The organism is Roseibacillus persicicus (assembly GCF_014651675.1).
GTDB lineage: Bacteria > Verrucomicrobiota > Verrucomicrobiia > Verrucomicrobiales > Akkermansiaceae > Roseibacillus > Roseibacillus persicicus.
This window is the reverse complement of record NZ_BMXI01000006.1, coordinates 256,182-269,865: the sequence shown is the minus strand read 5'-3', so window position 1 is coordinate 269,865 and position 13,684 is coordinate 256,182. Positions and strand designations below refer to the sequence as shown.

The window sequence follows — 13,684 nt, the reverse complement described above, 5'->3', positions numbered from 1 at the left end:
GCCGAATCGACACTCGCTACGATCGTAGAGCGGATAACTACCTTTCCTTCGTATTCCTCGCATCTTCAATGGACTGGCTCAAATAACCAATTTGTCCACACGGCCTAAGGGTGGGCGAGTTTGAACGGTGCACGAGGGAGGCTTGGCAACGGGTCAGCCGTGCAGTGGCGTAGCTGTAGCACCGAGCGGGTTTTCGTTGATGGCGCGGACGTTCGAGGCCTTTCACCGGTCGTTCGCAATGATAAGTGGGCTCCCTGGGTGGAACTCTGAGAGCTGTGTTCTTTCCTTTCTCGCTGTAAGCATATCCACAGCTCGAGCTTGGAAATTGAGGACCTGACAGCACGTTTCTCAAGAGATAAGGAAGACTATCACTTCAGGAGAATTTGTTCGATTGGAAAATTCTCTTTCAAACGGAGATGCCTACTCACTGGCAACGACAAAGAGGGAGTCATTCTAACAGGAATTGGCGGAAGCCTTCAGCCCTTTCATTACAGCTCCAACTCCAACTGCGTTCTTTCCTCCTTGGGCGCAAACTTGACCCCTACGCCGAGAAGGCGGACGGCCCGCCCCTGCCCCCGCAACCAGGCTTCTTGTAGTAACTCCGTGAAAAGTGCCGCATCAACCCGCCCATGCGCCCGTTCTGCGGTGGTGGTCTCGAAGTCCGCGAACTTGAGCTTCACCACCAGTGACTTGATACGCCGATCGCGATGCTTTCCTCCCAAAGAGTCCCGCAAGCTTTCCAGCAAGGGAGGCATGGAGTCATCGAGCTCTTCGAGGGTGGTGCGATTTTCCCGAAAAGTGGTCTCGGTGCTGACGGACTTCCGCTCGCGCTCCGTTCGAACAGGTCGCTCGTCCACTCCTCGACTCAAATCATAGAGTTCGCTTCCCCATTTGCCGAATCTTCGAGCCAATTCCACCCGCTCGAAAGATTGCAAATCGCCACAAGTCTGCACCTGAATCGCGGCCAGCTTTTCCGCCATCTTGCTCCCGACCCCGGGAATCTTTTTCACTGGCAGCGTATGCACGAAATCTGCCACCTCGCTCTCCGAAATCGCGAATTGGCCGTCGGGCTTCTCCCAATCGCTCGCCACTTTCGCCAACATCTTGTTCGGGGCGATTCCGGCGGAAGCAGTCAAGCCGGTCTCTTCGCGAATCTGATTTCGCACCTCCCGCGCCACCGCCGAACCATCGGAACGAAGTGCGCTGACATCCAGATAGGCTTCATCCAAGCTGAGCGGCTCAATCAACTCGGTAAAGCGGCCGAAGATGGCCCGAATCTTCTGCGACTCCTCACGATAAACATCGAACCGGACAGGCACGAGGATGAGGTGGGGACACTTTTCCAAGGCTTTGAAAACCGGCATCGCGGAGTGACACCCGAACTTGCGCGCCTCGTAATTCGCGGTCGTCAGCACTCCCCGCTGCGAACGCCCGCCGACCCCCACCGGTTTCCCACGCAGGGCCGGATTATCTCGCTCCTCGATCGCCGCGTAGAAGCAGTCCATGTCGATATGGAGGATGGTTCGGGGCACGCCACACGATAGCGCAAATGCGGGTCTTGGAAATTGGTTTTCGAAAGTCGCTAGTAAAGCTCCCCTAGCTATTCCCTTGGCGGAAAGTGGAGCAGCTGGCAAACTCCGACCAGTGCAGGAGATGGTCCAGACCCCGGTGAAAGCGAAATGTTGGCAAGAGAGGGCGGAAACGCATCGCGCGGCCCTTGCTCCGGTGACCTCGGCATTTCGCCAGCGCCGCGCTCGCGGCGACCTCCATCCGGTGCACGATTTCCTCTTTAGCTACTACTCCTTCCCCGCAGGCAAGCTGGAGCAATGGCATCCGGCGGTGGGCGAGGTGTTGACTACCGCCGAAGATCTCCCCCACCACTTCTCTCAAAAACACTACCGCCACCAGAATGGCACCGTCGCACTGAATCCCGACATCCTGCGACCCAAGGACCTGGAACGCTTTCGCTTCGCTCGCCGGCTGCTCGAAGTCACTGCCAGTCGCCCGCCCAACTTCGGCTGCCACGGTCTGCATGAGTGGGCCATGGTCTATCAGAGCGATGACATTCGACATCGCGAACGAGCGCCTCTTCGCCTTTCTCCCCAGGAAATCAAGGAGTTCGTCGATTCCAGCACCCTCGCCTGCTCGCACTTCGATGCCGTTCGATTCTTCACTCCGGCAGCGGCTCCCCGCAACCGGCTGCAACCCACTCTATTGACTCGCGAGGAGTTCGAGCAACCCGGCTGCGTGCATGCAAACATGGACCTCTACAAGTGGACCTTCAAGGCTATGCCCTGGCTGGGTTCGGACCTCCTTCGCCAAACCTTCTTTCTGGCTTTGGAACTTCGGGAACTCGATATGCGGGCCTCGCCCTACGAGCTCAGCGACTATGGATATGCAGCCATCCCCATTGAAACGTCCGGGGGACGGGCGCAATATGAAGAGATTCAGCAAAAACTTGCGAACAAAGCAGCCGCTCTCAGAGTCAAAGTCATGGAAACACTCGATGTTCTCTTCAACCAAGTGACCATTTCAACCCATCCCAACTCTATAACATAAAGCATCCCCCTATGCGCCGCTCCCCCATCCTGCTAGCCCTTCTCCCGGTTTTCTTCCTGCTCACTTCCTGTGGTGGAGGAAAAAAGAGCGAGGAACCGCCACCCAGCCAAGCCGCTCGGCTGGACGTGTCCTTCGACTCCGCCAACCGCTCCCTCTTTTTCTCCGGAGACGCCACGACTAGTGGAAAGTTCAACTCGGAGCTCCCTTTTTCTCTCTGGTTCTCCCTCGCCGCCGACCCCATGTCGGCCGAAAACGAAGCCTCCCGCTTCCTTCTCGACAACCACGGGCCCCACATTACCCAACGGGCCACCTACCAATCCAATAATGGTAAAGACGGCCAAATCGCTCTTCTGGGAGGCCGCCTGATGCTTCGGGGGGAATCCCGCCGCAATGGCAAGGAACTGGAGGGGACCTGGTATTTCGACGGGCAACCCGGCGGGACCTTCTGGCTCGCCCCCGAAGGCACGATCTTTCCCTGAGGGAAGAACGCCGTTGATTTAAAATCTCCCATCACGAGGTTCGTCGTTGAACCTTTGCCCGCACCTGTTCACCCTTCCGGCGGATGATTCAGGTTGAAAATCTCACCAAGAGCTACGGACGCCACACCGCGGTGGACTCGATTTCCTTTGAGGTCAAAGCTGGCGACGTGGTGGGCTTTTTGGGACCAAACGGTGCCGGCAAGACTTCGACGATCCGGGTGCTCACTGGGTACCACCCCCCCAGCTCGGGCGCAGCCAGTATTGCGGGCTACGATATCTTTCGGCAGTCCATTGAAGCCCGACGCCAAATCGGCTACATGCCGGAGAACGTCCCGCTCTATCGCGAAATGCGGGTTCGCGAGTTCCTCAAACACCGCGGCACCCTCAAGGGCCTCCGTGGCAAGGAGCTTCAGAAGCGGCTCGATATTGTGGTCGAGGAATGCGGACTTGGCGACGTGCGCCGCAAGATGATTAAGACCCTTTCCAAAGGCTATCGCCAGCGCGTTGGTCTCGCCGACTCCCTCGTGCACGACCCACCCCTTCTGATTCTCGACGAGCCCACCAACGGACTGGACCCGAACCAGATTCGCTCCATCCGCAATCTCATCAAGAACCTCGCGGCCGACCGCACCATTTTCCTCTCCTCCCACATTTTATCCGAAGTAGAAATGATCTGCAAAAAGGTCATCATTCTGGAGGGCGGGCACATCAAGGCCAACGACACTCCCGCCAATCTCGTGAAGAATATGCGGGCTGCGGGCAATATTTCGTTGGAGATTCAGGCACCAAAGGCCGAACTGGTCGAAGCCGTCGAAGCGCTGCCCCACATCAAGAAGGTGACCCTCAATCACTCTTCCGATGATGGGTGGCAGAACCTCACCATTCTCGTTGATTCCAATACCGAAACCCGCCCCCGCCTCTCCAAACTGGCGGAGGAAAAGAAATGGCCTCTCCGCACCCTCCATCGACACGTCGGAACCTTGGAAGATGTTTTCGTTGAGCTCACCCGCAAGGATTAGCCTCTCATTCCGCAGGCAAGTGCCCGATTACGCGAGGTTCGCCTGAACCTTCCCAGAGATACATCGCGGGACCAGTTCCTTCGCCATAGGAATGGGTGCAGAAGAAGACCTTCGGCTTGCCCTCCACCTCGGTGGCACAGAATCCGAAGATGCCTTCCAGTTCGTCAGTGATGATCTCGGTCTTCGCCAGTGATTGGCTCATCACCTCGATGTGCTTGGCCATCGAGTAATCCTCATCATAGTCGAAGCTGAAGAGCGATTTCGCGGGCATCGGGGTCCGCATGACAGCCGCCAGATGACGGCCCGACGATTGGGTGTAAATCCACTTTCCAGCGGGACAGACATTCTCGACCCACAGCCCACCGCCGTTGGCTTCATCGGTATTCAGGATGGCCAGCGGAGCAATGCGCGCCCCGACGAGGGTGCCCATGTGATCGAATTCCGGCTGGTCGGACGGCGCCACTTCTCCCTCCCACAGATCGCCTTTGCAGGTGAAGAAAAGGCGTCCCGCGTCAGAAAAGGCCCCCGCTGCCGACTCGCTCGCCCGACGGGTAAAGACCGGAACAAACCCTTCCTTCGAGCCGGGCTTGCGGCCGTAGAAAGTTCCCATACTGATGGCGTTCTCTTCCTCGCTGCCAGTGACAAAGAGATAATCGTGAAAAGGTGTCCCCGGCTGGGTGGAGACAAAAACCGAACTCGGCCCAACTACCGGGGCGGTCGAACAGACTTTGCGAGCCACGGTATCGCTGCCGGGTTGCCAGACCCAGATCGCATCTTGGGCGAGAAAAAGGGCCTCGCCATCACTGCCTCTCGCCACGCTACCGATGGCAGGTTTTTCCGCGAACTCAGCAGGAAGCGGAGCAGCCTTCACCTCTCCTGACGCCAACGCGACCTCGACCAATCCCCCTTCGTATTGCACCGCAACCACCACCTTTTCCCCGTCTTTGGAGAAGAATGCTTCCGCCGCCTCACTCTCCTGAGAGCTTACAGTCAGTCCAAGGGAAAGAATCGTGAGAACACCGGAGAGGCCTTGCTGCTTCATAGTGGAATCTGGCTTCTCGCTGCGCTGCAAGTCAACAGAATCCGCAAGCAAGACCACCTGCTCTTTTGTGCAAAATTGCCAAGCTCCCCTCCGTAAGGGGTGCAACTTCAATGAACCGATTTCAAGGAACCCTCCTCGCCCTTTCCCTTCCGCTCTCCCTCATCGCCGCACCGCCTGCCGACGATCTGGAATTGGTGAAACAGATTCGCGAAAAAATCATCGCCAAGTCCACCGAGAAAAAAGAGGCCGAGATGAAGGGATACGACAGTGCCGTCCCCGAAACCGGAGCGAAATTCGCCATGGTCCCAATCAAGGGAGGACAATTCCTGATGGGAAGCCCAGCCGAGGAAGCAGAGCGTAAGGAAGATGAAGGACCCCAGCGCAAGGTCGCGGTCTCTCCTTTCTGGATGGGCAAGTGCGAGGTCACTTGGGACGAATATGAACCCTTCATGATCACCAACATCTCTCGCAAAAAGGACGGAGCCCCTTCCTTCATTGCCGAGGATGCCACCGTTCCCGACGTCGTTTCCAAGCCAACAACCCCGTATACCGAAATGAGTTTTGGCATGGGCACCAAGGGCTACCCCGCCATCAGCATGACCCAGCACGCGGCCTTGAAGTATTGCCAATGGCTCTCCGCCCAGACCGGGCACTTCTACCGCCTCCCCACCGAGGCGGAGTGGGAATACGCCTGCCGCGCGGGCACCACCACCGCCTACAGCTGGGGCGACGATCCGACGAAGGGCGGCGACTACGCCTGGTATTGGGACAACTGCGATGGCAAGTATCAGCCCGTGGGGCAAAAGAAGCCCAATCCCTGGGGTCTACACGACATCCACGGCAACGTCATCGAATGGGTGCTGGATGGTTATGCGCCCTATCAGAAAAGCGACAAGCTGTTAGAAGATCCCCTCGTCCCACCCAGCGAGAACCTTTACCCGCGGGTTGCCCGGGGCGGCAGTTGGTATGATGGACCCGAGGCCCTGCGCAGCGCGGCTCGCTTCAAGTCCTCGGCGGCGTGGAAAGTCCAGGACCCCCAACTCCCGAAGTCCATTTGGTACCACACCAACGGAATGTGGCTCGGCTTCCGCCTGGTGCGCCCGCTGGAGATTCCTTCCGCCGAAGAAATGCATCGCATCTGGAACTCCGGACGTGGCATCGAAAACGAGGAGTAGCCCATTTCCGCTGTGCGAAGGCTTTTGCTGATAGCTTTTTCAGTAAAAGGAGAACCAAAACGGCATCTCGACCGAGAGTCGATGACCGGTCGAAATCGGAGGCTATATTTTGGCCCCGAATGAGGCGAAAGCCGGCCTCTCCCCCGGACGTAGTAGATGCGATTATGGACAATACCCCATCTGACTCTTCCAAGCCCTCCTTGCCCAGCCGCCGCAAATTTCTGGCCGGTGTGGGTGCCACCGCAGCCACCCTGGGTTCCCTGCCCATCGCCGCCTCCGCCAACGTCGCAGGCAGTGACCGCCTGAAAATCGGCCTCGTCGGCACCGGCGGCCGGGGTTCGGGTGCTGTCATCCAGACCTTGAAAGCCAATCCCGCAGCCCAGCTCGTAGCAGCGGGCGATGCGTTCGAAAGCCGGCTCAAGGGCAATGGACCGCGCAAGGCAGGCGGACTCGACCTCATCACCAACCGCTTGGAACAGAGCAAGATGGGCGGCCAGATCGACCTCCCCGCCGAGCGTCGCTTCGTCGGCTTCGACGCCTACAAGGACGTCATCGACAACTGTGACCTCGTCCTCCTCACTACCACTCCGGGCTTCCGCCCCCTTCACTTCGAGACTGCCATCGCGGCCGGCAAGCACGTCTTCATGGAGAAGCCGGTTTGCACCGATGCCCACGGCTACAACCGCGTCATCCGCTCCGCGCAATTGGCAGACGAAAAGGGTCTGAAGGTTGTGGTCGGTCTCCAGCGCCACTATCAGGATGTCTATCTTCAGGCCTTTGAAAAAGTCCATGGCGAGGGTCTCATCGGCGACATCATCTCCGCACAATGCTACTGGAACGGCGCTCGCCCCTGGACCGTGACCCGCGAACCCGGCTGGAGCGAGTTGGAATATCAGATGCACAACTGGTATCACTTCAACTACCTCTGCGGCGACCACATCTCCGAACAGCACGTGCACAACATGGACGTGGTCAACTGGTTCATGAGTGGCGACAACGAAAAAGGCGGACACCCCGTGAGCGCGCAAGGCATGGGCGGTCGCAGCGGATGGGAAGACGACAAGACGAGCCAAATCTTTGATCATCACTACGTCGAATACCGCTACGCCGATGGCAAAATCCTCAACAGCCAATGCCGCCAAATCCGGGGCTGCAAGAATCGGGTGGGTGAAGAAATCCACGGCACCAAGGGCATCCTCACGCTCTCCACAGGCGAAATCAAAGACTACTCCGGCAAAGTCCTCTGGCGCTACCGCGCTCCTCGTGAGGGTGTCATTGACCCGTTCCAACAGGAACACAATCGCCTCCACGCCGCGATCAAGGAGAACTCCACGCTCAACAACGCCTACTACGGCGCGGACAGCTCCTTCACTGCCGTTCTCGGACGCCTCGCCACCTACACCGGTCAGGAAGTGGGCTGGGAAGAAGCGACCAAGAGCGACTTCAACCTCCTGCCGGATGACATCAATTGGGACAGTCCCGCCCCCGTGCAACCCAAGGAGGATGGCACCTATCCCAGCCCCATGCCAGGCGTGACCAAGTTGCCTTGGGCCTAAAAACAATCCGGTAGCACTCTAACTCGACAGGCTCCTAACAGGCGATTCTTCTCGCCTGCGGGAGCCTTTCTTTTGTTCGTTTTTCCAGGCTCGAGAACTACTCTGCGTCCTTCTCCTTCCCGACCCGAATCGGCATCGCGGCCCCCACCTCCTGCAGCCAAGCATCCAGCTTTTCTTCCAATTGCTGAGCCAGTTCCGGTGACTCCTCAGCCAAATTGTCCGTTTCTCCAAGGTCTTTCTTCAGGTTGAAAAGTTCCAACTCCCCATCATCGTAGCGCTTGATGAGCTTGTGGTCTCCAACCCGAACCACCCCCCCGAGCTGATTGAGCTTGTGAAAGGCGAAGTTGGGATAGTGGAAGAAAATCGCATCGCGCTCAAAGCCCTCGGACTGCTGAAACAAAGGCAGCAAACTCTCACCATCGACTGGAGTTTTCACTGGCTCCACTCCTGCGACCTCCAAGAGAGTGGGATAACAATCCATGCTGACAACAGGCGTCGAACAGGTGGAACCGGGCTGAATCTTTCCCGGCCACCGCGCAAACCATGGAATGCGGATTCCCCCTTCGTAGAGCATCCCTTTCATCCCTCGCAACGGCCTGTTGTCTCCGTCGTAGCCCCCATTGTCAGATTTGAAGATCACCAGGGTGTTCTCGCGAAGCCCAGCCTCATCCAAAGCCACGAGAAAGCGCCCAATCTCGGTATCCATCGCCTCAATCATCGCGGCATAGATCGGGTTCTTAATCCCTGGCCCCTTGCGAGCGCGATACTTTGCAATCAACTCCTCCTTGGCCTCCATGGGATAGTGCACCGAATAGGGCCACCAGTTTAAGTAAAACGGCTTGTTCCTCTTCTCCTCCACAAAGGCGATAGCCTCATCTGCCAAACGCTCCGGCAGATACTCCCCCTCTTCCCTCTCCGTCAATGCAGGTATGCGATATGGCGCGAAGTAACTGGGCGGACCACCCTGATAGCAGCCGCCAATGTTAATACCAAACCCCTGGTGTTCTGGACGAAGCTCGAGCTCAGCCAACTTCCCCTCTTCCCCTCGACCAGCATAGGAGAGGTGCCACTTTCCGATGTGTGCCGTCTCGTAGCCCGCATCGGAGAGCTGTTCAGCAACAGTCTCATAGGAAAGAGCCAGATTTCTCACAGACTGGGCTTCAGCGAGAGAGGACCCTTCCGGCGCGAAGCCGTCGGGATGACCGGGAGCGTGGTTGGTCAATTGCAATCGAGCCGGAGCCTGCCCCGTCATCATGGCCGCGCGTGTGGGCGAGCATACCGGAGCCGCAGCGTAGGCATCGGTGAATCTCATACCCTCCGAAGCCAGTTTGTCCAAAGCCGGGGTGTCCAGAAGCTCATTCCCATAGCAGTGAAGATCCTTCCACCCCAGATCATCGGCCATGATTACGACAATGTTCGGCCGAGAGGCCTCCTCGGTCTCCGCCGCCCATCCGAGCGACATGAAAACCAAACCCAAAACACCCGCCAAACTCCCTTTTCCAATGCCTTTGCTCACGCTCATTTTCCAGCAGATGTTAGACCGACCAGATGAGCGTAGCATGGAAATCACCCAACCTTCCTAAGCCTCAAATGGGGTCAGGAAGTTGAGCTGACTGGAAGATGTAGACTGTTTCGCCAACGATTCGGGCGGGTTTGCAAGCCTATCAGTCATCTATGCCTAGCGACTGTATACCTCTTCCTTGAGAACACCGACAAAGGGGAGGTTGCGATAGCGGCCTTGGTAATCGAGGCCATAGCCCACCACGAATTCATCTCCGATCTCGAAGGCCACATAATCGGCCTCGACTTCTTCCGCGCGCTCTTTCTCTTTGGAAAGGAGCACTCCGGTCTTCACCGAGGTCGCCCCCATCGTCATGAGTTTGTCCTTTACCGCCTTGAGCGTGCGGCCCGTGTCCAGAATATCGTCGATGAGCAGAATCTTGCGTCCCTTGACCTCGGGCAACTTGGCATCGAGAAACTCGACCACCCCGCTGCTCTCCGTTCCCCCATGGTAGCTCGCCACACTAAGGGTCTCGATTTGCAATGGCACCGGAAGGCGTCGACAGAGGTCCGCCATGAAGACGAGCGCCCCAGTCAGAATCCCCACCACCAGAATCTCGTTTCCTTCAAAGTCCGCGAGAACCTTGTCAGCCACGGTGTCCAAACGCCGCAGAATCACTTCCTCATCAATCAGCACCTTGGCGATATCGTCGTTCATGGACCCACCCAATCAGAGAGCGGAAGGAAGAGAAACCCGAAAGATGGCGAAGTACGCAAGCTGTGCTAAGCTTCTTCCCCGCCGACCCAGACGCGAGCGGTTCTTTTTCCATCCAAAAGAAACTTTCGCGGACGTTACTGAGTATCAGGCCTTCCAACCCCAAACACCCGACCACTCCTACTACCACTTCTTCACCCCGCCCGGCGGCTCCTGTCATTTTCACTAATTCCTGAAAAAACGATTGCGCGTTTGGGGACTTTGTGAAAAGTTTCACAAGTCATCCGGAACTTTCAATATGAACCGAAAATTAAAAACTCCCGGCCGCGCCAATTTGATGGCCCCGTTCGATCTAGTTCGCCCCCACTTGAAAAAAGTGGAGTCCTTGCTGAGCGAGCAGGTCAACGACTTCGATCCCGGGGTCGAGCCTTACATCGACTATGTTTGCAATACTTCGGGAAAGCGCCTCCGCCCCGCTCTTGCGATCTTGACCGGTGGCGCACTGGGTCCGGTTGCCGATGACCACGTCAAACTGGGAAGCATTCTCGAGCTGATTCACGTCGCCAGCCTGGTGCACGACGACATCATCGACGGAGCCGATATCCGCCGCAAGGTGGCGACCCCCAATGCCAAGTGGGGTGACGGTCTCGCGGTATTGCTCGGCGACGCCCTGTTCTCGCACGCCCTCATGCTCAGCACGGACTTCGACGACCTCCACCTCAGTCGCGAGATTGCCAAAGCCGCGCGCGAAGTCTGCCAGGGCGAGATTTTACAGACCCAGCGGCGTTTCGATCTGACCATGACCCGCAAGGAGTATTTCCGCCTGCTGGAAATGAAGACCGGCGCACTCTTTGCCGCTGCCACCGGGCTCTCGGCCTACATCAGTGGTGCGGACAAGGAAACCCAGGAAGATCTCTATCAGTTCGGGATGAAGCTCGGCACCGCCTACCAGCTCTACGACGATTGCCTCGACCTGGTCGGTGAAGAGGAGGAATTCGGCAAAACTCTCCGGACCGATCTGGAGAAAGGCAAGCTCACCCTCCCCATCCTTCGCCTTTTGGAAAAAGCCAATCCTGCCCAGCGGGCCAAGCTCCAGGAGCGCATTATCAAACAGGAACCTCTCGACCTCACGATTCTAACCGGAATCGCGGATTATGAGGGTGCCATCGACTACTCGATCGAAACAGCTATCAAGCTCGTTGATGATGCTCGGGACCCTCTTCACTTCCTCCCCGACACGAAGTATCGCGCCGCGTTGTTCACCCTCGCGGACTACCTTCTCGATTTGCTTCATAAGCTGCGATAGGGACATTTATTTCGTAAATCCGGAATACTCGTTGAACCCGACTCTCTCATCCGAGGGTCGGGTTTTTTAATGGAAAGAGGGAGAAAGCCGCATGGTTGCAAGGACCGGGCACAGCGGTGTTTCAAAAAGTTTCGCCACCTGAGTCATAACGCCGCGATAGCACGATTTGCTCTTTCGCGAATAGAGATCATGCCAAGACTTGCCTTCACCTCCCGGTGCTTCCAATGCGATGCGTTCAATGCGGCTCTCTCAAAGACAAAGTCCTCGACTCCCGAATGTCGAAGGACGGCACGTCGATACGTCGACGACGCATGTGCGTGGACTGCGACTATCGCTACACCACCTACGAGACCATCGAGCGCACCGAGCTGCAGGTGGTCAAGAAGGACGGCACGCGACAACCTCTCAATCGGGAAAAGCTCACGCGAGGTCTCACCAAGGCCTGCGAAAAGAGGCCGGTTCCGCTCAATCGCATCGACCGCGCCGTCGAGGAAATCTTGACCGAGCTCCATCACGACAACTCGCCGGAGATTCCTTCCACCCTGATTGGTGCCAAGGTGATGGACAAACTCCATCAAATCGATCCGGTCGCCTACGTGCGCTACGTCTCGGTCTACCGGGAATTCGACGATGTGGGCGAATTCATTGCCGAAATTCAAAATCTTTCCAAACGGGCTCAGCGCGACCCGATGCAAAGAGAATTGCTTCCACCCAAAACCGAAAATTCAAAGCGCTCCTGATTGCGGAATGATCTGTCTCGTTGGTAATCGCCCCGTCCTGCAAGTTGGCAATCATCAGATTGTCGGCTATGGCGTGACGTGGATCGAGACCGCGCTCAGCCGGGCGTCCATCGCTGCGGATCGGGATGATTTCCCCTTCATCGAGGACATTCGTGACGGCATCATCCACTATTTGGAAAATAAATGCCCGCTTCGTCTCCTACCAATCGAGGACCTCTATGCCCGCATGCGCCGGATGCTGGACCGGATAGGCTGCTCCGCAATCGGCGACCACCTGAAAATCCTGACCCCTCCAGTCACCCTCTCACTAGCTCGGACCGCGAGGGAGATGCCCGCTGGCTTCGAACTGGGCTTTTTCCAACGGCTTGGTGCCGAGGTGGACGCCCTCCATCAATTGGGCACCGAGGAGGTTCACTTTACCGAGATCCACGAGGCCACTCTCATTCTGGTTGGAGTGAAAAGCTGGAACTCGGATTGCGAGGCCTTCAAACATGAGATCCTGGCCTTTCTCGAGAAGACAGCCGAGCGAAACTCGACACCCCAAAGCCAGCTCCTCTTAACGCTCGATGCGGCCTAAGGGTATCCCCGAGGCCGCATCGTAGAGAGAATAGATAGGTGAAAACTATTCCGGTCGTTGCTATTTAATCTTTTTCTTCAGCTCTTCGTATTCGCGTTCCATACGAATCAGCTCGTCTCGCTTCGATTCAATCGAGGAATGCAGGTCGGCAAGCCGCTGGAAGACCTCCACCGCGCTAGCATTCTTGGGAAGCGGAAGCGTCGGTCCCGAGTCCTTTTGATTCCGCAACCATCCATTGACGGTGATTGGTGAAATTCCAAATTCGCGCACCGCAGCAGATACTCCGCCCCGGCCTTTGTCCTGATTCACTTGTTTCACGAAGCGAAGAATCTTGGCCTTCTCTTCATCGGTGTATCTTTTAGCAGTCTTTTTCCTGAGCTCGTCCGTCATGGTGATGAAAAATATGATTTTAATTTTATAAAAATCAAGAAGTAAATTAACAACAGTTTATAATCTGCTTTTGAACTAAATCTCGGGACGCGAAATTCTTTTCTTCCTTGTAGCTCTCGGGAAAAGAACGATGAATCTGTGAGCGCCTTCACGAACAAGATAATCATCTAGCCACATGCATGACAAAACCCTCTTCGAAAAGCTCATAGCACGGGAGATCCCTTCCGATATCGTCTATGAGGATGAGCTCTCCTTTTGCTTTCGCGACATCCAGCCGCAAGCTCCTGTGCACCTGCTGCTTATTCCCAAGACCCCTATTCCACGCATCGCCGCCACTACGGAAGACGATAAAGAGCTCTTGGGGCACCTCATGAGTCGAATTCCAATCATCGCCAGACAGGAGGGTTTCGAGGAATCCGGCTTCCGTGTTGTCATCAATAACGGACCAGATGGTGGCGAGACTGTGCCCCATATGCATATCCATCTTTTGGCAGGTCGCCCCCTGCAATGGCCTCCGGGCTAGAGCTCAAAATGTTTCGTCGATAACGAAAAGGGCCGGACTGAAAAGCGAACTTCGGAGAACTCGCCAGGTGGCAGCGCCCTGCTCTGTTATCGCTCCGGCAGGA

14 protein-coding genes are annotated in these 13,684 nt (G+C 56.7%); 9 read left to right on the top strand and 5 right to left on the bottom strand.

What is annotated here, in order from left to right:
* Positions 1-488: 488 nt before the first annotated feature.
* Positions 489-1,532, bottom strand: a complete 1,044-nt coding sequence (gene dinB / locus IE099_RS09125) for a DNA polymerase IV (RefSeq protein ID WP_189569603.1) — start codon at positions 1,530-1,532, stop codon at positions 489-491.
* A gap of 136 nt (positions 1,533-1,668) precedes the next feature.
* On the opposite strand from dinB, the gene IE099_RS09120 reads away from it, so the two are divergent.
* The 3 genes from IE099_RS09120 to IE099_RS09110 all read left to right on the top strand — a co-directional run bounded on the left by IE099_RS09120 (position 1,669) and on the right by IE099_RS09110 (position 4,057).
* Positions 1,669-2,559, top strand: coding sequence for a hypothetical protein (locus tag IE099_RS09120; RefSeq protein WP_229809455.1), 891 nt, complete (start codon positions 1,669-1,671; stop codon positions 2,557-2,559).
* Positions 2,560-2,570: 11 nt separating this feature from the next.
* The gene (locus IE099_RS09115) at positions 2,571-3,038 is read left to right on the top strand and encodes a hypothetical protein (protein ID WP_189569602.1); all 468 of its coding nucleotides are present in this window, start codon (positions 2,571-2,573) and stop codon (positions 3,036-3,038) included.
* 83 nt (positions 3,039-3,121) lie between these two features.
* Entirely contained in the window at positions 3,122-4,057 is a 936-nt protein-coding gene (locus tag IE099_RS09110) for an ABC transporter ATP-binding protein (protein WP_189569601.1), read from the top strand.
* A 4-nt stretch (positions 4,058-4,061) separates the two neighbouring features.
* Here IE099_RS09110 and IE099_RS09105 read toward each other — a convergent pair whose 3' ends face one another.
* On the bottom strand, positions 4,062-5,099 hold the full coding sequence (locus tag IE099_RS09105; RefSeq protein WP_189569600.1) for a hypothetical protein: 1,038 nt from the start codon (positions 5,097-5,099) through the stop codon (positions 4,062-4,064).
* 110 nt (positions 5,100-5,209) lie between these two features.
* On the opposite strand from IE099_RS09105, the gene IE099_RS09100 reads away from it, so the two are divergent.
* Positions 5,210-6,274, top strand: coding sequence for a formylglycine-generating enzyme family protein (locus IE099_RS09100; protein ID WP_189569599.1), 1,065 nt, complete (start codon positions 5,210-5,212; stop codon positions 6,272-6,274).
* 164 nt (positions 6,275-6,438) lie between these two features.
* Entirely contained in the window at positions 6,439-7,830 is a 1,392-nt protein-coding gene (locus tag IE099_RS09095) for a Gfo/Idh/MocA family protein (protein ID WP_189569598.1), read from the top strand.
* 97 nt (positions 7,831-7,927) lie between these two features.
* On the opposite strand, the gene IE099_RS09090 is transcribed toward IE099_RS09095, so the two are convergent.
* Both IE099_RS09090 and hpt read right to left on the bottom strand, forming a co-directional pair.
* On the bottom strand, positions 7,928-9,391 hold the full coding sequence (locus IE099_RS09090) for a sulfatase (RefSeq protein ID WP_229809454.1): 1,464 nt from the start codon (positions 9,389-9,391) through the stop codon (positions 7,928-7,930).
* 117 nt (positions 9,392-9,508) lie between these two features.
* Complete coding sequence (gene hpt / locus IE099_RS09085) at positions 9,509-10,048, bottom strand: hypoxanthine phosphoribosyltransferase (RefSeq protein WP_189569597.1); 540 nt, start codon at positions 10,046-10,048, stop codon at positions 9,509-9,511.
* A 295-nt stretch (positions 10,049-10,343) separates the two neighbouring features.
* On the opposite strand from hpt, the gene IE099_RS09080 reads away from it, so the two are divergent.
* The 3 genes from IE099_RS09080 (at position 10,344) to IE099_RS09070 (ending at position 12,668) form a co-directional block, all read left to right on the top strand.
* On the top strand, positions 10,344-11,351 hold the full coding sequence (locus IE099_RS09080; RefSeq protein WP_229809453.1) for a polyprenyl synthetase family protein: 1,008 nt from the start codon (positions 10,344-10,346) through the stop codon (positions 11,349-11,351).
* A 224-nt stretch (positions 11,352-11,575) separates the two neighbouring features.
* Entirely contained in the window at positions 11,576-12,091 is a 516-nt protein-coding gene (gene nrdR, locus IE099_RS09075) for a transcriptional regulator NrdR (RefSeq protein ID WP_189569596.1), read from the top strand.
* Between the two features lie 7 nt (positions 12,092-12,098).
* A complete protein-coding gene (locus IE099_RS09070) occupies positions 12,099-12,668 on the top strand; it encodes a hypothetical protein (RefSeq protein WP_189569595.1) in 570 nt (189 codons plus the stop codon).
* 60 nt (positions 12,669-12,728) lie between these two features.
* Here the strand turns inward: IE099_RS09070 and IE099_RS09065 are convergent, their stop codons facing one another.
* A complete protein-coding gene (locus IE099_RS09065; protein WP_189569594.1) occupies positions 12,729-13,058 on the bottom strand; it encodes a hypothetical protein in 330 nt (109 codons plus the stop codon).
* A gap of 175 nt (positions 13,059-13,233) precedes the next feature.
* Between IE099_RS09065 and IE099_RS09060 the strand changes: the two genes are divergently transcribed.
* Positions 13,234-13,581: a histidine triad nucleotide-binding protein gene (locus IE099_RS09060; RefSeq protein ID WP_189569593.1), complete on the top strand. Its 348-nt coding sequence runs from the start codon at positions 13,234-13,236 to the stop codon at positions 13,579-13,581.
* Positions 13,582-13,684: the final 103 nt, after the last annotated feature.

Excerpts from the sequence above, each read along its gene's own strand:
- IE099_RS09115 (WP_189569602.1), top strand. The coding sequence starts at position 2,571 with ATGCGCCGCTCCCCCATCCTGCTAGCCCTTCTCCCGGTTTTCTTCCTG.
- IE099_RS09110 (WP_189569601.1), top strand. The coding sequence starts at position 3,122 with ATGATTCAGGTTGAAAATCTCACCAAGAGCTACGGACGCCACACCGCG.
- IE099_RS09105 (WP_189569600.1), bottom strand. The coding sequence starts at position 5,099 with ATGAAGCAGCAAGGCCTCTCCGGTGTTCTCACGATTCTTTCCCTTGGA.
- IE099_RS09100 (WP_189569599.1), top strand. The coding sequence starts at position 5,210 with ATGAACCGATTTCAAGGAACCCTCCTCGCCCTTTCCCTTCCGCTCTCC.
- IE099_RS09095 (WP_189569598.1), top strand. The coding sequence starts at position 6,439 with ATGGACAATACCCCATCTGACTCTTCCAAGCCCTCCTTGCCCAGCCGC.
- IE099_RS09090 (WP_229809454.1), bottom strand. The coding sequence starts at position 9,391 with ATGCTACGCTCATCTGGTCGGTCTAACATCTGCTGGAAAATGAGCGTG.
- hpt (WP_189569597.1), bottom strand. The coding sequence starts at position 10,048 with ATGAACGACGATATCGCCAAGGTGCTGATTGATGAGGAAGTGATTCTG.
- IE099_RS09080 (WP_229809453.1), top strand. The coding sequence starts at position 10,344 with ATGAACCGAAAATTAAAAACTCCCGGCCGCGCCAATTTGATGGCCCCG.
- nrdR (WP_189569596.1), top strand. The coding sequence starts at position 11,576 with ATGCGATGCGTTCAATGCGGCTCTCTCAAAGACAAAGTCCTCGACTCC.
- IE099_RS09070 (WP_189569595.1), top strand. The coding sequence starts at position 12,099 with ATGATCTGTCTCGTTGGTAATCGCCCCGTCCTGCAAGTTGGCAATCAT.
- IE099_RS09065 (WP_189569594.1), bottom strand. The coding sequence starts at position 13,058 with ATGACGGACGAGCTCAGGAAAAAGACTGCTAAAAGATACACCGATGAA.
- IE099_RS09060 (WP_189569593.1), top strand. The coding sequence starts at position 13,234 with ATGCATGACAAAACCCTCTTCGAAAAGCTCATAGCACGGGAGATCCCT.